Source organism: Streptosporangium lutulentum, from assembly GCF_030811455.1.
Classification (GTDB): Bacteria; Actinomycetota; Actinomycetes; order Streptosporangiales; family Streptosporangiaceae; genus Streptosporangium; species Streptosporangium lutulentum.
On sequence record NZ_JAUSQU010000001.1, the window covers coordinates 9,336,889 to 9,362,591 of the forward strand.

20 protein-coding genes are annotated in these 25,703 nt (G+C 70.6%); 15 read left to right on the plus strand and 5 right to left on the minus strand.

Going from position 1 to position 25,703, the window contains the following annotated elements; all coding sequences use genetic code 11:
* Positions 1-81 precede the first annotated feature (81 nt).
* Positions 82-2,070 carry an N-acetylmuramoyl-L-alanine amidase gene (locus J2853_RS42080; protein ID WP_307567160.1) on the minus strand — a complete coding sequence of 663 codons (1,989 nt, stop codon included), beginning with the start codon at positions 2,068-2,070 and terminating at the stop codon, positions 82-84.
* A 392-nt stretch (positions 2,071-2,462) separates the two neighbouring features.
* Between J2853_RS42080 and J2853_RS42085 the strand changes: the two genes are divergently transcribed.
* The 13 genes from J2853_RS42085 (at position 2,463) to J2853_RS42140 (ending at position 18,546) form a co-directional block, all read left to right on the plus strand.
* Positions 2,463-4,583: an amylo-alpha-1,6-glucosidase gene (locus tag J2853_RS42085; protein WP_307567162.1), complete on the plus strand. Its 2,121-nt coding sequence runs from the start codon at positions 2,463-2,465 to the stop codon at positions 4,581-4,583.
* Positions 4,584-4,654: 71 nt separating this feature from the next.
* Positions 4,655-5,767 (plus strand): glycosyltransferase family 4 protein, encoded by a 1,113-nt coding sequence (locus tag J2853_RS42090; RefSeq protein WP_307567164.1) that lies wholly within the window; start codon positions 4,655-4,657, stop codon positions 5,765-5,767.
* A 134-nt stretch (positions 5,768-5,901) separates the two neighbouring features.
* Positions 5,902-6,672 (plus strand): enoyl-CoA hydratase/isomerase family protein, encoded by a 771-nt coding sequence (locus tag J2853_RS42095; RefSeq protein WP_307567165.1) that lies wholly within the window; start codon positions 5,902-5,904, stop codon positions 6,670-6,672.
* Between the two features lie 83 nt (positions 6,673-6,755).
* On the plus strand, positions 6,756-7,127 hold the full coding sequence (locus tag J2853_RS42100) for a hypothetical protein (RefSeq protein WP_307567166.1): 372 nt from the start codon (positions 6,756-6,758) through the stop codon (positions 7,125-7,127).
* A gap of 18 nt (positions 7,128-7,145) precedes the next feature.
* Entirely contained in the window at positions 7,146-7,241 is a 96-nt protein-coding gene (locus tag J2853_RS48060; protein WP_370879492.1) for a DUF6395 domain-containing protein, read from the plus strand.
* A 2-nt stretch (positions 7,242-7,243) separates the two neighbouring features.
* Positions 7,244-8,080 carry a M55 family metallopeptidase gene (locus tag J2853_RS42105; RefSeq protein ID WP_307569002.1) on the plus strand — a complete coding sequence of 279 codons (837 nt, stop codon included), beginning with the start codon at positions 7,244-7,246 and terminating at the stop codon, positions 8,078-8,080.
* 212 nt (positions 8,081-8,292) lie between these two features.
* Positions 8,293-9,855, plus strand: a complete 1,563-nt coding sequence (locus tag J2853_RS42110) for a flavin monoamine oxidase family protein (protein WP_307567168.1) — start codon at positions 8,293-8,295, stop codon at positions 9,853-9,855.
* A gap of 61 nt (positions 9,856-9,916) precedes the next feature.
* Positions 9,917-10,438: a YbaK/EbsC family protein gene (locus J2853_RS42115; protein WP_307567169.1), complete on the plus strand. Its 522-nt coding sequence runs from the start codon at positions 9,917-9,919 to the stop codon at positions 10,436-10,438.
* A 131-nt stretch (positions 10,439-10,569) separates the two neighbouring features.
* The gene (locus J2853_RS42120; protein WP_307567171.1) at positions 10,570-12,717 is read left to right on the plus strand and encodes a serine/threonine-protein kinase; all 2,148 of its coding nucleotides are present in this window, start codon (positions 10,570-10,572) and stop codon (positions 12,715-12,717) included.
* On the plus strand, positions 12,717-14,729 hold the full coding sequence (locus tag J2853_RS42125; protein ID WP_307567173.1) for a protein kinase domain-containing protein: 2,013 nt from the start codon (positions 12,717-12,719) through the stop codon (positions 14,727-14,729). Before J2853_RS42120 ends, J2853_RS42125 begins: the two co-directional genes overlap by 1 nt.
* A gap of 316 nt (positions 14,730-15,045) precedes the next feature.
* Positions 15,046-16,449: a serine/threonine-protein kinase gene (locus J2853_RS42130; RefSeq protein ID WP_307567175.1), complete on the plus strand. Its 1,404-nt coding sequence runs from the start codon at positions 15,046-15,048 to the stop codon at positions 16,447-16,449.
* Positions 16,450-16,794: 345 nt separating this feature from the next.
* Complete coding sequence (locus J2853_RS42135; RefSeq protein WP_307567177.1) at positions 16,795-17,574, plus strand: electron transfer flavoprotein subunit beta/FixA family protein; 780 nt, start codon at positions 16,795-16,797, stop codon at positions 17,572-17,574.
* 18 nt (positions 17,575-17,592) lie between these two features.
* A complete protein-coding gene (locus tag J2853_RS42140; RefSeq protein ID WP_307567179.1) occupies positions 17,593-18,546 on the plus strand; it encodes an electron transfer flavoprotein subunit alpha/FixB family protein in 954 nt (317 codons plus the stop codon).
* Positions 18,547-18,646: 100 nt separating this feature from the next.
* Here the strand turns inward: J2853_RS42140 and J2853_RS42145 are convergent, their stop codons facing one another.
* A complete protein-coding gene (locus J2853_RS42145; protein WP_307567180.1) occupies positions 18,647-19,834 on the minus strand; it encodes an MFS transporter in 1,188 nt (395 codons plus the stop codon).
* Positions 19,835-19,986: 152 nt separating this feature from the next.
* Positions 19,987-20,493, minus strand: a complete 507-nt coding sequence (locus J2853_RS42150; RefSeq protein ID WP_307567182.1) for a TetR/AcrR family transcriptional regulator — start codon at positions 20,491-20,493, stop codon at positions 19,987-19,989.
* A 111-nt stretch (positions 20,494-20,604) separates the two neighbouring features.
* Here J2853_RS42150 and J2853_RS42155 point away from each other — a divergent pair, with 111 nt between their 5' ends.
* The gene (locus J2853_RS42155) at positions 20,605-21,765 is read left to right on the plus strand and encodes a cysteine desulfurase family protein (RefSeq protein WP_307567184.1); all 1,161 of its coding nucleotides are present in this window, start codon (positions 20,605-20,607) and stop codon (positions 21,763-21,765) included.
* A 71-nt stretch (positions 21,766-21,836) separates the two neighbouring features.
* On the opposite strand, the gene J2853_RS42160 is transcribed toward J2853_RS42155, so the two are convergent.
* Positions 21,837-22,883, minus strand: coding sequence for a DUF695 domain-containing protein (locus J2853_RS42160; protein WP_307567186.1), 1,047 nt, complete (start codon positions 22,881-22,883; stop codon positions 21,837-21,839).
* A gap of 288 nt (positions 22,884-23,171) precedes the next feature.
* On the opposite strand from J2853_RS42160, the gene mnmA reads away from it, so the two are divergent.
* Positions 23,172-24,242: a tRNA 2-thiouridine(34) synthase MnmA gene (mnmA, locus tag J2853_RS42165; RefSeq protein WP_307567188.1), complete on the plus strand. Its 1,071-nt coding sequence runs from the start codon at positions 23,172-23,174 to the stop codon at positions 24,240-24,242.
* A gap of 78 nt (positions 24,243-24,320) precedes the next feature.
* Here the strand turns inward: mnmA and J2853_RS42170 are convergent, their stop codons facing one another.
* Complete coding sequence (locus J2853_RS42170; protein WP_307567189.1) at positions 24,321-25,421, minus strand: bifunctional WXG100 family type VII secretion target/C40 family peptidase; 1,101 nt, start codon at positions 25,419-25,421, stop codon at positions 24,321-24,323.
* Positions 25,422-25,703: the final 282 nt, after the last annotated feature.

Genomic DNA, 25,703 nt, shown 5'->3' on the forward strand with positions numbered 1-25,703 from the left:
GGAGGCTTCACGAACCTCAGAGGACTTCGCGGACCTCGGGAGATCGGGGCGTCGGGAAGGCGGGGTGAGGGGAGTGGGGTGTCAGGAGAGCGACACCTTCACGTCGTCGGCCTTGACGAACATCACCCGGTGGCCGAACTGGATCTGGTAGTACCGCAGCTTGCCCCGGACCATCCGATGCTGTGAGGTGTCGAAGGTCACCGCCCGGTAGTACTCGCTCTCGGCGGCCTGCCCGAGGGTGTAGCGCTCGCCCGCCGAGAACGTGTACTGCAGCGGGGTGATCGCCTGCACCGGCACGTCCGCCGGGTAGGCCTCGGGCTCCGGATACGCCCTGCCGTACACCGGGACGCTCGTGAGTCCCGGCCGGGGCGTCACCACCAGGCCGGGAGAGGGGACCGCCGTGGGGTGGTCGGCGGGGTTGTGGAACCAGGCCTTCTGGCCGAGATACCAGATCGCCGTCCAGTCTCCCCGCCGGTCGGCCACCGCGTATCGCTGGCCGGTGGCGGCGCGGGCGCTGTGATCGTAGACGCTGTAGAGCGATTCGCCGGTCGGGTGCTTGCCGATGTCCTTGACCAGCGGGGCGTCCTCGCGCGGCTCGGTGCGCAGCCATACCGAGGAGGAGCCGTGCGGCGGGCAGGCGGCCGACGGGTTGGCGCTGTCGCAGCCGTAGTAGTAGGGCCGGTGGGTGTCGTAATCCGGCAGGATCATCACCGATCCCGACTTCTGGCCGCCCGTGGAGCGCAGCGGCTTGCCGAGCAGTTCGAAGTAGTGGGCCCAGTCCCAGAAGGGGCCTGGGTCCTCGTGCATGCCGGAGACGGTGCTCGGCAGGGTGCCCGGCACGTTGTCGTGGCCGAGGATGTGCGCGCGGTCCAGCGGGACGCGGTGGCGCTGGGCCAGGTAGCGCACCAGCTTGGCCGAGGTGCGGTACATCGCCTCGGTGTACCAGGCGCCGCCCTGGGCGAGGAAGCCCTCGTGCTCCAGGCCGATGGACTTGGAGTTGACGTACCAGTTGCCGGCGTGCCAGGCGACGTCCTTGGTCTTCACGTGCTGGGCGATGTGCCCGTCCTGGGAGCGCAGCGTGTAGTGCCAGCTCACGTAGGTGGGGTCCTGCACCAGCCTGAGCGTGGGTTCGTACAGCGTCTCCGTGTCGTGGATGACGATGTAGTCGATCTTCTGGTTCGACGGCCGGTCGGACAGGTCGTGGTTGCCGTAGTCGCCGGCGCCGAACTCCGCGTAGGGGGCGGGAATCCACTCGCAGGAGATCGTGGGCGGGCACTCGACGCCGTTTCCTCCGGCCTTCCGGAGGCCCAGCCGGTGCAGCCACCTCTCCAGCGGGCGCAGGTCCGGTACGGCCCGCAGCCGCACGTGGTGGCCGTCGCCGGTGACCCTGTCGGCGCCGGAGCGGATCGTGGCGTAGACCTCGTCCGCGAACGCCTTGGCCGCGCTCTCGTCGGACGCTCCGGAGTATCGCGCCACGGCTCCGTACCAGGCGGCGGGGTCGCCGCCGAGCGGGGCGCCCAGCTGCCTCTGGTAGTCGGCCAGCAGGGCGGCGCCCCCGCGGATGTTGGCCGCGTCGTCCTCGCGCAGCCTCTCCCTGCTCTCGCCGGTCAGCTCCGCCGCGCGCTCCAGCGTGCGCAGAGAGGCGGGGATCTTCGCGGGGGCGGCCGTCTCCACGGGATGTCTGGCCGCCCGCGCGTCGTCGCCGCGGGGATCCTCGTCGGGGCCGGTGTGGTGCTGAGGGGTACGCGGCAGGGCGGCGACGTCGGTCAGGTGCATCGGGCCGAAGCCCCCGGAGGTGCTGGGCAGGCCGGCGTTGGCGTCCCAGCGCGACTGCAGGTAGGAGACGCCGAGCAGGATGTCCTCGGGCACGTCGTAGGCCTCGGCCGCCTCGGCGAAGGCCGCCTGCCGGTCGCCGGGCGCGGTCCGGGCCTGGGAGCCGGCGGAGCCGGCCACGGGGGCGCCGGTCAGGGGGCCGGTCAAGGTGCCGGCGGAGGCGGGTTGTATCAGGGCGAGGCCGCCGACGGCCACGATGGCCGCGACCGCCGAGCGGAGCGAGATCGATCGTCGCATGGGGGCTCCTGGACTGGGGGATCCGGTGCAGTCAGACTGCGAAGTAAAGATCGCGCTGTCAATGTCTTTCTTCATATTCGCGGTCTCTGAAGAAGGATTTCTTCACCAATCGGATGGATCTCCCTCGTGGACGGCCGGGCGGACCCGCGATCGGGCCCACGGCGCCCGGCCCGGCCGGTCCGGCGAGCCCGCGACGGTGAACGCGGTGATCCGCGCCCTTTCCGCGAGGGGGTTCCGGCCGGTCGCCGGGGGTAGGCGGGAGTGGAGCGCCGAAGGATTCCCGCAGGTCAGGGGAGGGTGGGCGCTACGGCCAAAGGGCCGATTTTGTTCCTCTCTGTCCGTTTTGGGAAAGGTATGAGAGGCGGGGCAACTCACGAATTCTGGAGACGACGTTGACTGCCTGGACATTCGAAGGCCAGCCCGATCCGCTGGGCGACAGTACGGTCACCCTCGTGGAGGGTGGGTCGTTCTGCGTGTGCGCGCGCAACGGCGACATCCTGCAGGGGGGCGCGCAGGGGGTCTACTACGCCGACACCCGGTTGCTGTCGCGCTGGGAGCTGCGGGTGGACGACTGCCCCGTCGAGGCGCTTCGCGTGCTCACGGGCGAGCCGTACCACGCGACGTTCCTCGGCAGGGCCGGTCCTCGCCCGGGACGGGCGGACAGCACCCTGCTCGTGATCAGGGAACTCTACGTCGGCGGAGGTCTTCGCGAGGACCTGGTCCTGCGCAACCTGGCCAACGAACCGGCCGGATGCCTGGTCGACATGCACGTCGGCTCCGACGTGGCCGGTCTGTTCGAGGTGAAGACGGGCCGGGTACGGCACGTGGCCGACGTGGAGACGACCGCCGACAGGTCGGGGCTGCTGATCGTCTCCGCCACCCGGCGCCGCGGGACCAGGATCGTGGCCGACCCCCCGCCGTTCGCCATGCCGGGCAAGATCACCTTCCGGGTCGTCGTCCCCGCGCGAGGGGAGTGGACCGCCAGCCTGCAGGTCAACCCCATCCTGGAAGGGGAGGAGTCACCCGCCTGGTTCTCCACCCACCACCCGCTCGAACACGCCGAGCCCGCCAGGCGCCGTGCCGACTGGGAGCGGCTCAGCTCGACCATCGCCACCTCCAACCGCGCCTTCTCCCAGCTCCTGCACCGGTCCAGGGAGGATCTCGGAGCGCTGCGGATATTCGAGCCCGGCATGCCCGACGAGCCGCCGACGATCGCCGCGGGCGCGCCGTGGTTCATGACCCTGTTCGGCCGCGACTCGCTGCTGGCCTCGTGGATGGCGCTGCCGCTGGACCAGTCGCTGTCGGTCGGCACCCTGCGCCGCCTGGCCCGGCTGCAGGGCGCCGTCGACTCCCCGCTGACCGAGGAGGAGCCGGGCAAGATCTTGCACGAGCTCCGTTTCGGGCCGCAGTGCGCCGACTCGGCGTACGACGGCCGCGCCTACTACGGCTCGGTGGACTCCACCCCGCTGTTCGTGATGCTCCTGGGCGAGCTGCGCCGGTGGGGCGTGCACGAGGAGGTGGTCGAGGAGCTCATGCCGTACGCCGACGCCGCCCTCGGCTGGATCCGCAGATCCGCCGACCCGTTCCTGACCTATCGCCGCAAGACCGACCACGGCCTGGTCAACCAGGGATGGAAGGACTCCTTCGACGCCGTCAACTTCGCCGACGGCACCCTCGCCCGCGCGCCCATCGCCCTGGCCGAGGTCCAGGGTTACGTCTACGACGCCTACATCGCCCGCGCCTACATCGCCCACGACGCCGGTGACAGCGCGCTGGAGGAGCAGTGGACCGCCCACGCGACGCGGATCCGGGAGGAGTTCAACGAGCGGTTCTGGCTGCCCGACCGGGGCTACTACGCCATCGGCCTCGACAACACCGGACGCCCCATCGACAGCCTCGCCTCCAACATGGGGCACTGCCTGTGGACCGGCATCGTGGACGAGGACAAGGCCGTCTCCGTCGCCGAGTGCCTGCTCTCACCGGAGATGTTCACCGGATACGGCGTGCGCACCCTCGCCTCCGACATGGGGGCCTACAACCCGATGAGCTACCACAACGGCTCGGTCTGGCCGCACGACAACGCCCTGATCGCCGCGGGCCTGATGCGGTACGGCTTCGCGAAGGAGGCGCAGCGGATCGTGTACGGCCTGCTGGACGCGGCCGAGTCCTTCGGCTGGCGGCTGCCGGAGCTGTTCTGCGGGTTCGACCGGGCCGAGTTCGCCAAGCCGGTGCCGTATCCCACCTCGTCCTCTCCGCAGGCCTGGGCCTCCGCGAGCCCCATCCAGCTGGTCCGGACCCTTCTCCGCCTTGAGCCGTGCGTTCCCTACGGCCGGGTGCGCCTCGATCCTATCGGGCTGGAGAGCATGCGCATCGCGGGACTCCCGCTCGCGGGCTCCCGGGTCACGATCGACGTGGGCGACGAAGGCGTCTCCGTCACCGGGCTGCCGGAAGGGATCACGCTGCTCAAGGAACCACGTAGTCCCACACCGCTCGCTCCGTCACAGATCCGATAACCACAGATCCGACAACCCCTCGGCTATCCCCTCGATCGTCCCAATCCGAAGATTTTCGAGGCGAGGTTGACATGGCTTCTCCAGATGTTCACCGATGGGCCGAGGGGATGCGCATCGTGATGGTCGCACCGCCCTGGTACGACGTGCCTCCCCAGGGGTACGGGGGCATCGAGGCGATGGTGGCCGAGCTGATCGCCGGGCTGGCCCGGCGCGGGCACGACGTCACCCTGATCGGGGCGGGCGCGTCCGGCACCCCCGCGCGTTTCCTGCCCACCTACGCACAGGCGCCCTCGGAGCGGATCGGGGAGTCGATGCCCGAGGTCCTGCACGCGGCCAAGGCGTACAACATGATCCTGAAGCTCGACGCCGACATCATCCACGACCATTCGCTGGCCGGGCCGCTGACCGCCCCCGGGCAGATCGCGCCGACCGTGGTCACCTGTCACGGAGAGGTGGACGGCGAGCTCGGCCAGTACTACCGGGTGCTCAACGAGACCGTGTCACTCGTCGGCATCTCCGAGGCCCAGCGGCGGATCGCCCCCGACCTGAGCTGGGAGGGGGTGGTCTACAACGCCGTCGACGTCTCCTCCTTTCCCTTCAGGGGGCACAAGGAGGACTGGGTCCTGTGGCTCGGCAGGTTCAACGAGGACAAGGGCGCGCACCTGGCCATCGACGCCGCCCGAGCCGCCGGACGGCGAATCCTGCTCGCGGGCAAGCTCACCGAGCCGGTGGAGCACGAGTACTTCGAACGGTGCGTCAGACCCCGGCTCGGTCCCGACGCCGAGTACGTCGGCCAGGCCGACGCCGCCCGCAAGCGCGAACTGCTGGCCACGGCCCGCTGCCTGCTCTTCCCTATCCTGTGGGAGGAGCCGTTCGGCATGGTCATGATCGAGGCCATGGCCTGCGGAACCCCCGTGGTCGCCCTCGGCAGGGGGTCCGTGCCCGAGGTGGTCGTGGACGGGATCACCGGGTTCATCCGGAACGATCCGTCGGAGCTCCCCGAGGCCATCCACGCGGTCGGCGCGCTCGATCCCCGGCACAGCCGGGCCCATGTCGCGCGCTGCTTCGACGTCGAGGTGATGGCCCGCGGATACGAGGCGATCTACCGCAAGGTGATCGCAGGTCTGGCCACGCGCCCCGGGAGGGGCGAGGAAATCGGGGATCTGACGCTGCCCGTCAACTAGAACGAGCCCTATGTTGGACCACGGCATCCTCGCGTGACCGGGCGCCGGCGTGAGTGCGCGCGCCGGGCGGCTCGGCGCGGTGCGTCGACGGTGCCGGGCACGTTCGATAACGGAGTTTTGGCGGAAGGACTTTCATGGGTGAGTTCGTGCGGGTGGAGACGGCTGACGGGATCGCGACGATCAGGCTCGATCGGCCGAAGATGAACGCGCTCAACCGGCAGGTCCAGCTGGAGATCGCCGACTGCGCGCGGCAGGTGGACGCCGACCCTGACGTGTACGCCGTGGTCGTCTACGGAGGGAAGGTCTTCGCGGCGGGTGCCGACATCAAGGAGATGGCCGACATGTCCTATGCCGACATGGTGACCCACTCGGGGGTGCTGCAAGACTGCTTCACCGCGGTCGCGAAGATCGGGAAGCCGGTCGTCGCGGCCGTGACCGGCTACGCCCTCGGCGGCGGCTGCGAGCTCGCCCTGTGCGCCGACGTCCGGATCGCCGGTGAGTCGGCGAAGCTCGGCCAGCCGGAGATCCTGCTGGGCATCATCCCCGGCGCGGGAGGCACCCAGAGGCTGCCCCGGCTGGTCGGTCCCGCGAAGGCCAAGGACCTCATCTTCACCGGCCGTCACGTGTCCGCCGACGAGGCGCTGCGGATCGGCCTGGTGGACAAGGTCGTCCCCGACGACGACGTCTACGCCGAGGCCGTCGCCTACGCCGCCCGGTTCGCCGGTGGCCCCGCCCTGGCCCTGCGCGCCGCGAAGCAGGCCGTCGACCACGGACTCGAAGCCGATCTCGCCACCGGCCTTGAGATCGAGCGCCTGCAGTTCTCGGGCCTTTTCGCCACCGACGACGCCAGGATCGGAATGAAGGCGTTCGCGGAGAAGTCCAAGGCCACGTTCACCGGCCGCTGACCCGTTCGCGGAGCCCGGATGAGCTGCTGGATTTAGTCGGTTTTGTGCGTGACTTGCCGGTATTGTGCCGAATTATGGTGCGGATGGTGAAGCGTGCACTGATTCCCGCCCGACTGCGGCGGGTGGTGCGGGGATGGTTCGACGCCCGATACATCTCCCGGGCCGATCACCGGCAGGACATCAGGGACGCCCTCTGGGAGGTCCAGACGCTGAGCAGGGAGATCGTGTCACTGCGCGCCGAGGTCGGTGAGCTGCGGGCACAGGTGGGGAAGGTCCGGATCGACCCGGCTCGGGCACAACGCTGGGACGACGCCCACCGCCTCGCAGAGGAGACCGCGGCCGCCATGGAGCGGATGCTCCAGAACGAGGCGCTGCTCCGGCGGGCGGCGGGCCGTCCTCCCGCGGGCTCGGCGATCTCTGTGACCTCCGCGGGCTCCCCGGGGGGCGTCACATGACGGTGACCCGGGCGCGCCATGACGCGTGAGCGGGTCCGCGACTTCATGGAGGGCGAGGTCGGGTTCATGAGCGAGGATGAGGCACGTCGCGTCGAGACCTGGGGGATGTCGTGAAGGTGTACGTCTCGGTGGATATGGAAGGCGTCACCGGGCTGACCGACCCGGAGGAGATGCACGCCGGGGGCCGGGGGTACGAGCGCGGCTGCGAGCTGATGACCGCCGACGCCAACGCGGTCGTCCAGGGCGCCTTCGAGGCCGGAGCCCATGCCGTGCGCGTCAACGACGCCCACGGTTCGACCAAGAACCTCAGGATCGACCTGCTCGACGAGCGGGCGACCCTGATCAGGGGGCCGGGCAAGCCGCTGCGCATGGGCCAGGGACTCGACGCGAGCTACCGGGCGGCCTGTTTCGCCGGGTACCACGCGCGGGCCGGGGTCCAGCACGGAGTCCTGAACCACACCTGGATGGGCAAGGAGATCCAGAATCTCTACCTCAACGGCGAGGTCTGCGGCGAGACCCGCCTGGTCGCGTCGTTCGCCGGGTCGCTCGGCGTGCCGGTGGCCCTGGTGACCGGGGACGAGGCGGTCTGCGAGGAGGCCCGCGAGCTGCTCGGCGACGTCGAGACCGTCGCGGTCAAGGACGGGGTCGACAGGTTCTCCGCCGAGCTCCTCCCGCCCGCCGTCGCCCAGGCCCGCATCCGCGAGGCCGCCGCCCGCGCGCTCGGCCGGGTGGCCGACTTCCGCCCCTGCGTGCCGGAGCCCCCGTACACCATCGGCGTCGAATGGAACTCCACCGCCATCGCCGCCGGTTGCGCGATCATCCCCGGTGTGACGTCCGCCGGCCCCCGCCACACCGAGTTCACCACCGACGACTTCTCCCAGATCATGGCGCTGCTGGGCCTCTTCGCCATGATCGGTGGCCAGGTCGCCTGCGGCAGCGGCGTGTACGGCTGACCCCCTGGCCGCCGATCCTCCCCGACCGAACCGGCCTTCCCTGACCGAGGGCCGCCGATCCCCCCTTGACCGAACCGGCCTCCCCTGACCGGAGGCCGCCGATCCCCCTGAGCGAACCGGCCTTCCCTGACCGAGGGCGGGAGCTCGTCATGGGTGAGGACGAGTCATGACCGAAGACGAGAGCCCGTCACGGGCGAGGGCGAAGGTTTCCCATGGGTGAGGACAGGGTCCTGACGCGCAGGGCGCTGCTGGTCGGCGTGGGGGCCGCGGGAGGCGCCGGGGCCATGTTCGCGGCCATGGGCGCGCTGGGCCTCGCCCCCGACTCCCAGACGAAGGACTTCGTTCCCCCGCGGCCCTCCGACTTCTCCCTCAGCGGCAGGGCCGCGGCGAAGGTGGTGATCCTCGGCGGCGGGGTCGCCGGGCTGGCCTGTGCCTACGAGCTGGGCAAGGCGGGATACGACTGCACGGTCCTGGAGGCGGCCGACCGGGCGGGAGGCCGGAACCGCACGGTGCGCGGCGGGGACCGGCTGACCGAGCTGGACGGGGAGACGCAGACGGCGGAGTTCGAGGAGGGGACCTACTTCAACGCGGGCCCCGGGCGGATCGCCCCGTGGATGGTCACCTTGGACTACTGCCGCGAGCTGGGCGTCCCCATCGAGATGTTCGTCAACAACAACGCCTCGGCGTACGTCTACACGCAGGGGATGACGGCCCCGATCCGCTCCCGCACAGCTCGCGCTGATTTATATGGATATGTCGCGGAATTGCTGGCCAAGGCGACCGACGCCGGTGCCCTGAACCAGCGGCTCACCAAGGACGACCGCGAGCGGCTCTCGGAGTTCCTGCGGCACTTCGGCGACCTCGGCCCCGACCTGGGCTACAACGGCTCCACCCGCCGCGGCTTCGAGACCTACCCCGGCGTCGGCGACGGCATCCCGATCCCCGCGCCGTCCTCCCTCCAGGACGTGCTCGCCGCGGGCACGGGCCGGGCGATCACCATGGACTTCGGCTACGAACAGGCCACCCCCATGTTCCAGCCGGTGGGTGGGATGGACTCGATCGTGACCGCCCTGGTCAGGGCGGTCGGGCCGGACCGGATCAGGACGGGCACCCGGGTCACCGGGGTCAAGGACCTGCCCGACGGCGTCGAGGTCACCCATCGGGGCGGCGCGTTCCGGGCCGACTACTGCATCGCCACCCTGCCGCCCCACCTGCTCGCGCGCCTGCCGCACAACCTCGGCGGCCCGGTCACCGCCGCGCTCCGCACCCCCGTCCCGATCGCCGCGGGCAAGCTCGGCCTGGAGTACGGCAGGCGCTGGTGGGAGATCGACGACCGGATCTACGGCGGCATCACCGAGACCGACCTGGACATCACCCACATCTGGTATCCCTCCCACGGTTACCACTCCAGGAGCGGCCTGGTGGTCGGCTACTACAACTCCGAGGAGAACGCCGAGCTGTACGGCAGGCTCTCCCACGGCGAGCGCCGCGACCGCGCGCTCACCCAGGGCAAGAAGATCCACGGGGAGAAGTACCGGTCCGAGCTTCGCTCCAGTGTCTCGGTCGCCTGGCAGCGCCAGCCGTACATCGAGGGGGGCTGGGCCGTCTGGCCCTCCTACACCGGCGGGTTCACCGTGCTCCAGCACCCGGCGGGCCGGGTCTACTTCGCCGGAGACTGGCTCACCCGCCTGGTCGCCTGGCAGGCCGGGGCGCTGGAGTCCGCGAGGAAGGTCGTCACCGACCTCCACAGCCGGGTGCTCCAGGGAACCTCCTGAGGTCCCGTCCGGCGGTCGTACAGTCTCTAGAGCAGAGAATCCGAAGGAGACGACGATGGCGATGACGATAGGAACACTTGACTGGGTGAAGGCCGGCGAGCGGCTGGACCTGCTGGCGGACCCGGTGGCGCGGGCGATCGACGAGCTCGACGGGGTCGAGGTCGCGGAGATCGATCCCGCGCTGGCCGACACGGCGGCGTTCTGCGAGCGGTACGGAGTGGGCATGGCCGAGTCGGCCAACTGCGTGATCGTGGCGGCCAAGCGGGGCGGGGAGGTCCGCTACGCCGCGTGCATGGTGCTCGCGACCATGAAGGCGGATGTGAACGGGGTGCTCCGGCGGCACCTGGACGCGCGGAAGATCTCGTTCGCGCCGCAGGCGGACGCGGTCAGTCTCACCGGGATGGAGTACGGCGGGATCACCCCGCTGGGGCTGCCCGAGGGCTGGCCGGTGCTGGTGGACGAGGCGGTGGCGACCCATCCGGGAGTGGTGATCGGCAGCGGCGTCCGCCATTCCAAACTGGCACTTCCCGGGGCGGTCCTGGCCGGGCTGAAGACGGCGGAGGTGCTTCGCCTGGCGCTGTGAAGCCAAAATGATATTAAGTGGTGGAGGGAATCGGGAAACCGTCGGGTCCCGCCGGACGTTATTGAGTCGATGAATGTGGCCCGATGGTTCATCTCGTGGGCGGTGCCTAAGCCGATATGGTGCTTCATGCCATGAAACAGGACGACCGGTTGGGCCCCTACCAGTTGCTACGGCGGCTGGGCGAGGGGGGTATGGGCGTAGTTCACCTCGCTGTCGATCCTCAGGGGCGGCAGGTGGCGGTGAAGGTTCTCCGCAGCGAGGTGGCGGGCGACGACGTCGCGCGTCGCCGTCTTTCGCGCGAGGTGGAGACCATGCGGAGGGTGCGCAGCGAATACATCGCCGAGGTGCTCGATGCCGACGTGACCGGGCATCGGCCCTACATCGTGACCCGCTACATCGCGGGCCCGCCGCTGGACGAGGTCGTCAAGCGGGACGGCCCCATGGAGCTGCCCGCGTTGCTCAAGATCGCGCACGGGGTGGCGTCGGCGCTCGCCGCCGTGCACTCCGTCGGGGTGATCCACCGCGACCTCAAACCGGGCAACGTGCTCATCCTGGACGGCCAGCCCGTCCTCATCGACTTCGGCATCGCGCAGGCCGTGGACGCCACCCGCCTGACCCAGACCGGCATGTTCATCGGCACGCCCGGCTACCTCGCCCCCGAGATCATCGAGGGTCACGAGGCGGGTCCCGAGGTCGACGTGCACGCCTGGGCGGGCACGCTGGTCTTCGCGGCCACCGGCCAGCCGCCCTTCGGCAAGGGCACGCTGGAGATGATCTTCTACAACATCACCGCGGGCAAGGCGAACGTGGACGCCGTCCCGCGGGCGCTCCAGCCGGTGCTGCGCGCCGCGCTGCAGCGTGATCCGGCCAAGCGGCCCAAGGCCGCCGAGCTGGTCGCGCAGGTGGCGCGGCTGCTGCCCGGCACCGGCCGGGTCAAGATGCCCGACGAGATCTCCACGCTCCCGCATCTCGACGATTCGAGCCCCGACGCCAGGGGGGCCTCGGGGCGTCCCGAAGGTCAGGGGAACCGGGCCGGTTCACGCGCTCCGGGCGTTCCCGGCCTCCCGGCGGACGCCGGCGACGTCCCGACCCCGGTGGCCTCCCGCCCCGGGGTCCCCTCGTCCACGCCGTGGCCCCCGGCCCCGGTGGCCCAGCCGCGCGAATACGTCTCGCTGCTCGGTGAGGAGGATTCCGACCCGGCGGCCACCCGCCGGGTGACGCCCGAGGAGTTGCGGCAGCTCGCGGCGGCCCAGCAGGAGGCCTACGACCAGCCCACCGGGGTGCTCAGCCCGGAGGACATCCCCACGCGCGGCCCCGCCATCCACAACCAGCTCAAACCGGACGTCGCCGGCCGGCAGGGCGCCACCACGCCGGTGCCCGACGGGGACATCCCGACTCAGCGGGTCCGTCCCCAGGACCTGCAGGAGTACATCCGCAACCACCCCCCGCAGCCCGGTTACCCCGCGCAGCCGAACCACCCCTCGCCCACGCCCCCTCCACAGCCGTATCCGCAGCGTCAGGGCTCGTTCGAGCAGACGCCGCAGGTCCGGCAGCCCCCGCAGTCGCCGCCGCCGCCCTATCCGTACCCGCACCCCAAGCCGCCCCAGCAGCAGCCCCAACCTCAGCCCCAGCCGTCCGCGCCCTCGTTCCATCCCGGCCAGCGGCCGGGCCACGCGCTGCAGCGTTCGAAGGCGTACGGGGTGGCGAGCGCGCTGCTGCTGGTCGTCATGGCGGTCGCGGCCGTCATGGCGCCGGCCATCGTCGCCGTGGTGATGATCCCGGCCGCGATCCTGCTGCGCGCCGCCGACATCGCCCAGCCCAGGCTCAACGCCCAGCGGCCGGTGGGCGCGGCGGCGGCCGACGTCTTCCGGGTGATCGGCCAGCCGGCCGCGCTCCTGAAGTCGGTGGGCGTCACCGTCGCGCTCGTGCCGTACGCGCTGATCCTCGGCCTGCCGGTGACGCTGCTGCTCGCCGTCCTCGTCAGGAGCATGCCGGTCCCCAACGCGCTGAGCTGGGGCACGGCGGTCGCGCTGTGGACCATCTGCGCAGGTCCCGGAGTTGAGGGCCCCAGCCGCCAGATGCGACGTACGCTGGCATCATTGCTGCCGTCCCGCAGCGCGGCGATGCTCGTGGCCGCGGTGCTGGGTGCGGTAGCGGCGATCATGGTCTTTCTCGCGGTCGGGACGGTGAAGAAGGACGCCGGACCGGCCGTCTGGACACCGGTCGATGTCGGAACGGTGGTGGACGAGCTGAGACAACTACGAGAGAAGGCGGCGTGATGGCGGGGGACACGCAGGCGCCTGAGCGACTCGGCCCGTACCGGTTGCTCAGGAAGATCGGCGAAGGTGGTATGGGGGTCGTCCACCTGGGGCTCGACGAAGACGGGCGCGAGGTGGCCGTCAAGGTCCTGCACCCGCACGTGGCCGCCGATCTCAAGGCTCGCGACCGGCTCACCCGCGAGGTGGAGACCATGCGGCGGGTGCGGAGCCCGCATGTCGCGGAGGTGCTCGACGCCGAGCTGACGGCCAAGCAGCCCTACATCGTGACCCGGTTCGCCCCGGGGCGCACGCTGGAGGAGACCGTTCTCGAGGACGGCCCGCTCCCCGCCGACGAGGTCATCCGGCTGGCCGAGGGCATGTGCGCCGCCCTGGTGGCGATCCACGCCGCCGACGTCGTCCACCGTGACTTCAAACCCTCCAACGTGATGATCGTCAACGGTGACCCGCTGGTCATCGACTTCGGCATCGCGCACCTGGTCAACGCCACCCGGCTGACCCAGACCGGCATGTTCGTCGGCACCCCCGGCTACCTCGCCCCGGAGATCATCCGGGATTCCGAGATCACCCAGGCGGCCGACGTGCACGCGCTGGCCTCGACGGTCTTCTTCGGCGCGACGGGCAAGCCGCCGTTCGGCACGGGAAGCTTCGAGGTCGTCTGCTTCAACATCATGGAGGGCCGGGCCAACATCGACCAGGCGCCTGCCTGGCTGCGCCCCTGGCTCCGGCAGGCCCTGGCCGTCGACCCCACCGCCCGGCCGAGCGCGGTGGCGCTGCACCGGATGGCGCGGGCCCTCGACCCCACGGTGACGGCCTTCCACGACACGCCGCCCACCGCCGTTCACGACAGCGGCACGAGGGTCCTCAACACCGACGGCACCGCTGTCCTGGACGGCCAGGCCGCGTCACCCGCCTCCCCGGCCCCGCCTTCGCCCTCGCCGAACGGCACCCGCGCGCTGCCCGCCGACGGGACCTACTCCGACCTGCTTCCGCCGGTGGAGTACGCCAAGCCGGAACGGCGCGAGCGCAGGCCCAGGCCCGAGCCGACCCGTCCCTCCGCTCAGCAGGGCCAGACCGCCGGGCCTCCGTCCTCTCCCGCCCCGGCGACCCAGCCGCCGCCGTACGTCCCGGCTCCGCCCTCGGCGCAGCAGGTGAGGTTCGCGCCGCCACCGCCGCCGTATGCCGACCAGCGGGTCGCCGGATACCCGGCCCCGCCGCCGACCGGCCAGGCCAGGCCGTACGCGCCGCCGCCCCAGTCCCAGCTCCGGCCGCACAATCCGGAGCCCCAGCCCCGCACCCCTCCGGCGGACCGCCCGCCCTACCGCACGGGTCACCCGCTGGCCGCGGCGCTGCTGCTGGTGATCCCCGTCGCCCTGGCCTGCGCGTTCCCGGTCGTGGTGAGCGTGATCGCGCTGGTGGCGGCGCTCTGCCTGCGCGTGGGCGAATACCTCCTCGGTGACCTGGCCCAGCGCCGTTCGGTGCGCGGGAGCAGTGCCACCGACCCCCTGCTCGCGGTGCTCGGCACCCCGTGGGCGTTGATCAAGGCGGTCCTCGCGACGCTGGTCACGGCCCCGCTGGCGGCGATGTTCGGCATGTGCGTGTGGGGCGTGCTGGTCTACGTCGGCGGCATGGGCGTCAACGACGCCGGCAAGGACATGGCCGCCGCCTACGCGGCGGGCGCGTTCGTGGCCGGACTGTTCATCCTGCCCGGCGGGGGCAAGCCGCGCAGGGCGGTGTCCCGCGTGCTGACCGGGGCGATCCGCAGCCCCGGCGCGGCCATGGTGACCACGATCGTCCTGGGCACGCTGGCGTTCCTCGCGGTGATGACCGCGCTGAACGTCGACCAGGCCTCCTTCACACCGTGGCAGCGGCCGACCGATGCGATCAACGATCTGACGGACCGCTGGAAAGAGGCGGCGAACAGGGGCACGATGAGCGCGCTCGACCTCATCGGCGGCCTCGTCGACGACCTGATGAACAGCCTCGGCCTCGGGTTCCTGACCTTCTGGAGGTGAGCGTCGCCCACCGCCTCTCCGGGGGTGGGCGGCGCCTCCCGATTTCCCGGAGGTGAGCGTGGCTTCCTGGTTTTCCGGCGGTGAGTGTCGTCTTCTGGGAGGTGGCGTCTCCCGCCGGCCTCCCGGCGGGCGGGCGTCGCCTCGCAATCCTCCGGAGGTGAGCGTCGGACCGCCGGTTCAAGCCCGATTGCGACGCATGATCGATGGGAAACGTCTAGCTCGCGCCCCGTGTCCGTAGATGGGTGGTCCTCCTCGTCCCCCGTGCACGATCGCCGCCTCTGCGGCACCATGGAGGACACAGGCCGGAAGGAGTCGCATGATCGCGCCGGACGGTGAACGCCTCGGTCCGTACCGCCTCCTGTCGAGACTCGGGGCGGGGGGCTTCGGCGAGGTCCACCTCGCGCTGGATCCCGAGGGGCGCACGGTGGCGGTCAAGATCCTCCATCCGCACGTCGCGGCCGACGCGACCGCCCTCACCCGGCTGGCCCGCGAGGTGGAGACCATGCGGCGTGTCCAGGGTCCGCACATCGCCGAGGTCCTGGACGCCTCGATGGAGGGCGCCCGCCCCTACCTGGTCACCCGCTACGTGCAGGGCCGCCCGCTCAGCGCGGTGGTCTCCGGGGACGGGCCGATCGGAGACGACGATCTCGTACGGCTGGCGTGCGGCCTGGCCGAGGCCCTGACCGCCATGCACGCCATCGGGGTCGTTCATCGCGATCTGAAGCCCGCCAACGTGATCCTGACCGACGGCGAGCCGGTCGTCATCGACTTCGGCATCGCCTGCGCGCTCGACTCCCCATCGGTCACCGCGTCGGGGGCCGTCCTCGGCACGCCGGGCTACCTGGCGCCCGAAGTGCTGGAGGGCGCGGAGGTGGGGGCGGAGGCCGATCTCTTCTCCTTCGGGGCCACGCTGGCCTACGCGGCCACGGGGCGGCATCCGTACGGCACGGGCCCGGCCTCGGCGGTCGGTTATCGCGTCGTCCACCACTCTCCCGACCTGGAGGGCGTGCCCGGCTGGCTGGAGCCGATGCTCCGGGAGTGCCTGCTGCGCGATCCGGCCGCCCGGCCGTCCGCGAGCGTGCTCCTGGCCCGCCTGAACGCCGCCCCGGTCGTCCAGGCGGTGACTCCGCGCGCCCGCCCGGCCTTCTCCGCCGCGGCGTTCCAGGACGCCGCGGGGGTGCCGGACCCACGGGCCGCCGGACGGCGGGACGCCCGGGTCAAGGACGCCCCGATCCGGGGCGTTCACGGCCGGGAGGTCCAGGACCGGGAGGTCCGGGAGGCGCACATCCAGGACGCGGCCCTTCGCGCGGAGGTGGCAGGAACGCGCGGTCTCACCACCCGGGAGTGGCGTCCGGGCCGCCGCCCGCCGCCCGGCAGGCCCTCGGCGGAGGAGGCCCGCGAGCACCGCCGGGCCGTCCTGCACCGCCGCTGGGTCGTCGGCACCGGCCTGCTCGTGTCCTTGGCGGCGGCGGCGGCCGAGAGGCCGCTGCCGGAGGTGTCGCTGCTCCTCCTGACCGGGTACGGCCTGGCGATGCTCGCGGACGGGGGGATCGCCCTGTTCTCCCGCCGGAACCGTTCGCGCATGATCATTGATGTGGCCGGTGCCGCCGGCACCGTCGCGTTGTGGGCCGTCCTCGGAACGTTCTTCAGCACGTTCACCCTGGCGCTGGCCCTGGGGACCGTGGTCTTCGTCCTTGTCGCGATCCTGGTCGCCAGCTGAGCCGCGGGTCCGCGTGGCGTCGATGCCCGTGCGTGGCGCCGATCCCCGCGCGGATTCCGGAATATAGTTCGGTATGGTGGGGAGGATAGCTGACCGGCGGGTCATTCGGATATTCGGCGCAAGCCGTACAACCTGGTGATTTGCGCCTAAGCTACCGATGGGTAACATGGTGTCGGAGGAGCTGAGGCGGGTACGTCCCGACCGGGTCACCCAGTGTCACAGCGCTCTCGGGCACCTGGCAATCTAGGCATCGCGTGCACGTACCCCGCGTGCGCGTACCGCAAATCCGGCGCCTACCGCAGCGACGCGGTGGCGTACGCGTACACGGGAGGTCGGCCACCGGCCATGAACATCGTCGTCTGCGTGAAGCAGGTCCCCGACACGGCGACCGAGCGCAAGCTGAGGTCCGAAGACAATACGCTCGACCGCGATGCCGCCGACGGCGTCATCAACGAGCTGTGTGAATACGCGGTTGAGGAGGCGCTGCGCCTGAAGGAGGCTCACGGCGGTGAGGTGACCGTCCTCACCATGGGCCCCGACAAGGCCGGCGACACCATTCGCAAGGCCCTGGCCATGGGTGCGGACAAGGCCGTTCACCTGGTGGACGACGCGCTGCACGGCTCGGATGTGCTGGGCACCTCCTACGCCCTGGCGCAGACGCTCAAGAAGATCGGCTTTGACCTGGTCGTGCTGGGCTCGGAGTCGACCGACGCCCGCACCGGCGTGCTCGCCGCCATGCTGGCCGAGCGTCTGAGCGTGCCGCAGCTCACCTTCGCCAAAAAGGTGGAGGTCGACGGGAAGTCCATCTCGATCCAGCGCGTCACCGACTACGGCTACGACAGGGTCGAGGCCTCGCTGCCCGCCGTCGTCTCCGTGGTCGAGAAGATCAACGAGCCGCGTTACCCGTCCTTCAAGGGCATCATGGCCGCCAAGAAGAAGCCGGTCGAGAAGCTCGGCGTCGCCGACGCCGAGATCGACACCTCCCAGGTGGGTCTCGCCAGCTCCTGGAGCGAGGTCGTCGACTTCGCCGCCGCCCCGCCTCGCGCGGCCGGCACCGTGGTCAAGGACGAGGGTGACGGCGGCGTGAAGACCGCCGACTTCCTCGCGTCGAAGAAGTTCGTCTGAGAACGGGGGTTAGCTGACATGTCTGAGATTCTCGTTCTGGTCGAACACGTCGAGGGCCAGGTCAAGAAGGTCACGCTGGAGCTGCTGACGCTCGCCCGGAAGCTGGGCACGCCGTCGGCGGTCTGGACGGGAGAGGGCTACTCTCCCGACGCCAAGGCCAAGCTGGCCGAATACGGCGCGGAGAAGATCTACGTGGCCGACGCCGCCGAGATCGGCGACTACGTCGTCGCTCCCAAGGCGGAACTGCTGGCCCAGCTCGTCTCCGAGAAGTCCCCGGCCGCGGTGTTCGTCGCCGCGACGGCCGAGGCGAAGGAGATCGCCGGTCGCCTGGCCATCAAGATCGACTCCGGTGTGCTCACCGACGTCGTGGGCATGGAGGACGGCCTGCTCGCCGACCAGTCCATCTTCGGCGGCGGGGTCAACGTCCACTCGCGAGTGACCAAGGGAACCCCGATCGTCGCGATCCGCCCCAACTCGACTCCGGTCGAGGCGGCCGCGGGCGCGGGCGCCGAGGAGCAGGTCACCGTCGACGTCTCCGCCGCCGCCAAGGGCGCCAGGGTCGTGGAGCGGATCAAGGAAGAGAAGGGCGCCCGACCGGAGCTCACCGAGGCCGCGATCGTGGTCTCCGGTGGCCGTGGAGTGGGGTCGGCCGAGAACTTCTCGGTCATCGAGGCCCTGGCCGACTCGCTCGGCGCGGCCGTCGGCGCCTCCCGCGCCGTCACCGACGCCGGCTGGTACCCGCACCAGTTCCAGGTCGGCCAGACCGGCAAGACCGTGTCGCCGCAGCTCTACATCGCGGCGGGCATCTCCGGCGCCATCCAGCACCGGGCCGGCATGCAGACCGCCAAGACGATCATCGCGATCAACAAGGACGCCGAGGCGCCGATCTTCGAGCTCGCCGACTTCGGCGTCGTGGGCGACCTGCACCAGGTTGTCCCGCAGCTCACCGAAGAGATCGCCAAGCGCAAGTAGCCGCGAACGCGAGACGGCGCCGCACAGGTCGTGCGGCGCCGTCTCGCGTTTCCGAAGGCTGTGGTTCGTCAGGCTGTGGTCCGTCGTGGCCCGCCATGGCTCAGGCCGCCATGGAGAGCTCGGGCAGAGGGGCCTCGGCCGGGGCGGAGGCCGTACCGGGGCGGGGCAGGAACCGGGCGGTCAGCGCGATCAGGACGCCGAGCACGATGGCGAGGCCGAGCCCGACCCTGAGCGTGGCCAGATCGGACAGCAGGCCGATGATCACCGGGCCCAGCAGCAGTCCCGCGTAGCCCATCGCGCCGGTCTGGGCGATGGCCGGGCCGGGGTTGGCGACCGCGCCGCCTGCCAGGGACATCGCCATCGGAGAGACCGTCGCCACCGCGACGCCCACGAAGAACATGGCCGAAAGGGCGATCAGGGCCGTCGGGGCGGCGAGGACCACGGCGAAGGTGGCGGCGGAGGCGAGACCGGAGGAGATGATCATGCCGCGGGCGCCGAAGCGGGACTGGACACGGTCGCCGGTGAGGCGGCCGAGCAGCATGCCCGCCTCGAAGATCGGGTAGCCGAGGGCGGCGGCGGCCTCGGGGGCGCCAAGGACGTCACGCAGGTAGAGGCCGTTCCAGTCGGCGATCGTCCCCTCGACCATGAACGCGCAGAACGCGATCACGCCGAGCAGGTAGACCACCGGCGGCATCCGGCGGCGGGTCGTGGTCCGGGTGTTCACGACGACGGAGTCCGGCAGGTAGGTGCGGCTGACGAAGATCATCAGGGGGAACGTGAGCAGGGCGATCAGGGTCAGATGGACCGTGAGCGAGAGTCCTGCCGCGATCGCCGCGGTGCCGAGCAGGCCGGAGGCGATCGCGCCCACGCACCAGCCCGCGTGCATGCCGTTCATCAGCGGGCGGCCGTAGGCGCGCTCGACCGTCGAGCCCTGCGCGTTCATCGCGACGTCCACCGCGCCGAACGCCATGCCGAAGAGCCCGGTGGCGACCAGCAGCAGCGGGAACGTCGGCGCCAGCGCCAGCAGGGCCAGGGAGATCGCGCTGAGGGGGGCGCCGATCCGCAGGATGCTCCGGCTGCCGAAGCGCGCCATCACCTTGCGCATCGACTGCATGGTGATCAGCGCTCCCAGGCCCCAGACGAGCAGGGTGATGCCGATCGAGGACTCGGAGAGGTCGAGTTTGTCGGAAAGCGCGGGGATGCGCACGGTCATGGATCCGCACAGAAGTCCGGCGAGCATGAAAGTGACAACCGCGCCGGCGCGGGCCGTCCTCAGGACGCGGGTCATGATTCGATCCCTTCGATGGATGTCGATAGACGTTTCGAACACCGCCGGTCTGGGCACACCAAAGACGGTCGCTTTCGCGCGTGCGGAAGCGACCACCAATTTTGTGCGGTGAAAGGCCCCAGAGTGGGCGGTAAATCCAGGAATGATCCTGGTCAGGCGGGCAGCAGGCCCAGTAAACGCTGTTTCAGTTCGGCGTAGTGATCGTCGTCGTAGAGGTCGGGATCATGGCTGGCCACGTCCCACAACCCCTCGCAGGCAAGGCGCACGATCTGTGCCGCCGCCGGGTCGGGCTCGCTGTCGAGCCCCTCACGATGCCACCGGGCCATCGCCGTGCGCAGCGGTGTGAGCAGGTAGAGGTTGCCGGAGGCTCCGGTGACCACCGCCCAGCGGCGAAGCCTGCCCCCCTGCACGGCTGCGAACGTGGCCGCCAGGTAGTTTTTTGTATAGGTGTCCTGGCCCTGGGCGGCGACGAGGTCGTCGAACTCCTCGATCAGCCGCTCGACCATGCCCTTGATCAGGGCTTCCTTGGTGCTGAAGTGGTAGAGCAGCCCACCCTTGCTGCATCCGGCGCGCTCGGCGACGGCTGCCAGAGTGAGCGACTGGGAGCCCTGGTCGCAGAGCAGATCCTCTGCCGCGTCCAACAGCTCTTCCCGTCTCATGCCGTTTACTGTACCGTCTGGACGGTTCAGTGGTCAACTCGGGTGTAAGGCTCCGCGCGAGCGCGGATACGCTTGTACGGCTGAGAACAACCGGAGGGGAGTGCGGTCGTGATGTCCGCCTATCTAGATCACGCGGCGACCACGCCGATGCTTCCCGAGGCGATTGAGGCGATGACGGCCCAACTCGGCCAGGTCGGCAACGCGTCGTCCCTGCATGCCACGGGTCGTCGCGTCCGGCAGGTCGTGGAGGAGTCGCGGGAGACCATCGCGGCCGCGCTCGGAGCCCGGCCCAGCGAGGTCGTTTTCACCGCGGGCGGCACCGAGGCCGACAACCTGGCCGTCAAGGGCCTCTACTGGGCCCGCCGCGCCCGGGGCGCGAGCCGGATCCTGATCAGCTCGATCGAGCACCACGCGATGCTGGATCCCGCCCACTGGCTGAGTGACCGCCAGGGCGCGACCGTCGAACTGCTCGACGTCGACGAGTTCGGCCGGGTGCACCCGCAGACCCTCCGCGACGCCATCGAGCGCGACCCGGACGGCGTCGCCCTCGTGAGCGTCATGTGGGCCAACAACGAGGTCGGCACCATCCAGCCGATCCGGGTGCTCGCCGCGATCGCCCGTGACCACGGCATCCCGTTCCACACCGACGCGGTTCAGGCCGTCGGCCAGATCCCGGTGGTGTTCTCCGACTCCGGAGTCGACGCGCTGACGCTCTCCGGCCACAAGGTCGGCGGCCCGATGGGCGTCGGCGCACTGCTGCTCGCCCGGGGCGTGGATCCGGTGCCGGTGCTGCACGGAGGCGGCCAGGAGCGCGACGTGCGCTCGGGCACGCTCGACGCGCCCGCCGTCGCCGGTCTCGCCATGGCCGTGCAGACCGCGGTGGCCCGCCGGATCGAGACCTCGGCCCGGATGATCGAGCTCCGCGACGACCTGATCCGCAGGGTCCGCCAGGCGGTGCCCGACGTGATCCTCAACGGCGATCCGGTGAACCGTCTCCCCGGCAACGCGCACTTCTCCTTCCCCGGCTGCGAGGGCGACGCCCTGCTCATGCTCCTGGACGCCAAGGGCGTGGAGTGCTCCACGGGCTCGGCCTGCTCCGCCGGGGTGGCCCAGCCGTCCCACGTGCTGCTCGCCATGGGCGCTGACGCGGTCCGTGCGCGCGGCTCCCTGCGCTTCTCCCTCGGGCACACCTCCACGATGGCCGACGTGGACCGGCTGGCCGAGGTCATCGGCCAGGTCGTCGAGCGTGCCCGCCGCGCGGGCCTCAGCTGATCGCTCCCGGCCGGGGCGAGTGACGCCACGGCCGGCCGTCGACGGCCTCCAGGCGATCCGAGGAAAACGGCCTAGCTCAGGAAGGGCGAGATCACGATCCAGCCGGGGTCGGTGGCCACGTCCACTCTGGGGTGGCCGTCCTTCCAGCTCGTGATCAGCTTCTTGAGGGGGACGGCCGCGTCGCTCGCCGGATCCGCGTAGACGTGGAACACCCGCTGACCTTCGGCGCTCATGTGCGCGGCGAGGACGGCGCCGCCGGTCAGCCTGCCGATCTGCCCGGCAAGGCGCTTCTCGAAGTCGTTCAGCGCCTCCAGGGAGGGACCGATGGGCAGGCCGTCGGCGTCGCGGTGGGTGTAGGGCAGCGTGAGGGTGATGTGCTGGTCGAACAGCGGGTAGTCGACCGGGCGCAGCGGATGGCGGGCGGTCGCCGACAACCGGGCCCCGGTGGCGGTCTCGCCCTCCAGGAGCGCCCACTGCTCGTCCCGGTAGCCGGAGGCGAGGTCGGCGACCACACCGGGCAGGTGCACGGCGGACACCGCGTCGATCGGCTCGAACGCCGAGACGGAGATGTCGCCCACCCAGCGGGCCACGTCGTCCTCCCCGAGGATCCAGTCGAGGGCGAGCAGCGCCGCATCGGTCCTGGTGTCGTCGTCCATGATGGTGAAGCTCGGGTGGTAGGCGATCACGTCGACGCGCAGGCTGCCGTGCGGCGCGCGCAGCCCCAGCGTGAGCTCCTTCAGCGTGAGCTCGTAGCCGTCCACGTCGAGGGTGAGGTCCGTGGCGTTCGGGCTGGCCCACCTGGACGGGTGGAACTCCCACAGGGCGTCGGCGGCCGGAGCGGCGGCGGCCCAGCGGTGCGCGACGGCGCGCAACTCGGGATCACCCGCGGCGGTAACCACGAGGGCGCGGACGGCGTTCAGCCCCGCGGCGATCTCCCACACCAGTGAGGGATGGACGGCCCGCACGGCGGGTCCGATCGACTCGGCCAGCCGGTCGGTCTCACCGGCGGCGGCCATGGCGTCCAGCTCTGGCCTCGCCTCCGTCCACCAGGCCCAGAACTCGCCGATACCCTCGGCCGGACCGGCGTCGGATTCGCTCTTACGTCCGAACAGTCGCATGACCCCGGATTCTTCCAGTCTGAAGGGGTGCGCGCCAACGTGGGCGCACTCCCGGTTTCCTCCGGGGCCAGAAGGTGCACGCCGGCGCGGGTGTGTTCCTGATTTCTTCCGGTCGGGGGTGCCGACCGAGGTGGGTGTGTTCCTGATTTCTTCCGGTCGGGGGTGCCGACCGAGGTGGGTGTGTTCCTGATTTCTTCCCGGTCCGGGGGCGCGGGCCGAGGCGGGTGCGTTCCCGGGGCTCCTCCGGCCTGACGGGGTGCGCGCCAACGCGGGTACCCTCAAGGGGTTATGACTCTTCGTGTGCTTGCCGCCATGTCCGGCGGCGTCGACTCCGCCGTGGCGGCCGCCCGCATCGCCGAGGCGGGGCATGACGTCACCGGGGTCCATCTGGCCCTCTCCTCCAACCCGCAGTCCTATCGGACCGGCGCCCGCGGGTGCTGCACGATCGAGGACTCACGTGACGCCCGCAGGGCCGCCGACGTGATCGGCATCCCCTTCTACATCTGGGACATGGCCGAACGGTTCCACCGCGACGTGGTCGAGGACTTCGTCAGCGAGTACGCCGCCGGCCGCACGCCCAACCCCTGCCTGCGCTGCAACGAGAAGATCAAGTTCGAGGCGGTGCTCGACCGCGCCCTCGCGCTGGGCTTCGACGCGGTGGCCACCGGGCACCACGCGCGGATCGTCGACGGCGTGCTGAGCCGCAGCCCCGACCAGGGCAAGGACCAGTCCTACGTCCTGGGCGTGCTCACCAAGAACCAGCTCAAGCACGCGATCTTCCCGCTGGGCGACTCCACCAAGGCCCAGGTTCGGGAGGAGGCCGCGCGGCGCGGGCTCATGGTGGCCGACAAACCCGACAGCCACGACATCTGCTTCATCGCCGACGGCGACACCCGCGGCTTCCTTGAGAAGCGCCTCGGCGCGGCGCAGGGCCCGATCGTCGACGAGTCCGGAGAGGTCGTCGGCAAGCACGAGGGCTCCTACGGCTTCACCGTCGGCCAGCGCAAGGGTCTGCACATCGACCGCCCGACGGCGGACGGCCGCCCGCGCTACGTGCTGTCCATCGAGCCGGTCTCCAACACGGTCACGGTCGGTCCGCGCTCGGCCCTGGAGGTCACGACGATCGTGGCCACCCGGCCGGTCTGGAACGGGCCGGTGGCCGAGCCGCGCGAGCCGCTGGCCTGCACGGTCCAGCTCCGCGCCCACGGCGAGGTGTACGGCTGCCGTGCCCAGCTCTCCGGAGACGAGGTCCACATCACGCTGGACGCGCCCGCCACCGGGGTCGCGGCCGGTCAGGCCGCCGTGCTCTACCTGGGTGACACCGTGGTCGGGTCGGCCACGATCGCCGGCGCGGCCTGACCGCTCCACGGCGGTCACCCGCGTCAGCCCGTCCGCCCGCGTGGGCATCGGGCCGGAACCTCTCGCGCCCGAGGGGCCTTACGTGAAACGCCGGTAGGTGATGGGCTGCTGTCCCCCGGCGATCTCGTCGAACCTGACCACCGCTCCCGTGTGGGGCGCATTGATCATCTTGCCCTCGCCGACGTAGATCCCGCAGTGAACCGGGGGATTTCCGAAGAACACGATGTCCCCCACCTGCGGCGGGAGCGTGATCGGCTGCCCGCTCGCCTGGTATCCGGCGGCGGTGGTGTCGCCGATCTCGATTCCGGCCTTGTTGAGGGCGTCGAAAACGAGCCCGCTGCAGTCGAAGGCCGACGGCCCGTTGGCACCCCAGACATAGGGCTTCCCGAGGTTCGCCTGGGCGGCGGCCACGATGTCGGCTCCGGTCCCGGACCCCGCGTACGGCAGCGCGGACGGAGGGGTGCCCGTTGACGTGTCGCTTATCGGTGCGCCGCCGTTTCCGCCGCCGCCACTTCCGCCGGGGGTGTGTCCTTCGCCGTTCACTCCGGCGAGCTGTGTTCGCGCTGACTCGGGCAGGGGGGTTTTCTGCCAGTCGAGGGGGTGTTGCTTGGTGGGGGAGGTGAAGGGGTCTTTGTGGGGTGGGTTGATGTCGGCGAAGAGGATCGCTCTGTCGTTGAGGTGTCTGCGGAGGGTGCTTGCGGTGGTGTCCATCGCGGTGGCGGCGGCGGTGAGGTGGTCTTGGGCGTTGGTGCGGGCGGTGCTGACCGCTGTTTCGATGTTGGCGGTGGTGGCTTTGGGGTTTTTCTTGAGGTAGGTGGTTACTTGGGTGACGAGGGTGTCGTAGATGGTGGTGATCGAGGTTTTTGTTTCCTGGAGGGTGGTGGCCAGGGTGTCGAGGGTGGTGGCGCAGTTGGTGAGCGCGTCGTGGAGTTCTTGGCCGGCCCAGTTGTATTTCTGCATGTATTTGACGAAGTCGTTGGCGGAGGCGCCTTCCCAGACGTCGTCGACGTTTTTGACGGCGCCGTTGAGGGTGCCGGTGTCGGTGCCGATCTTGTTTGCGGTGTTTCGCCAGCGGGTGGCGATGGCGCGGATCTCCGCTGGGTCGCACGCGGCCTGGTCGCGGATCGCCAGGAGCGCGGGCCCGGCGGGGGTCTGAGCGATGAGGCCCTCAGCGGTCATACTTCGCCGGCCGTGACGGGGTACGGATCATCGTGCTCTTCGAACCGTGCGGCCGGTCTTTTCACGGCACTACGGCATTCGTCGAGCGTTGGGAAATGAAGATCATCATTCGCCACCCGGCCGATCCCTTCCGGCGCTGGTACAGAGCGGACGAACAGTGATCATAGTAGACACAGATCCACCACGGGTGGCTGCGACTAGTAGGGCTTGGTTAGGTGGGGACGGGCTGGGCGTGTCTGGGTAACGCTCGGCGGCAGGTGGGGCAGATTCCGGCCCAGCACG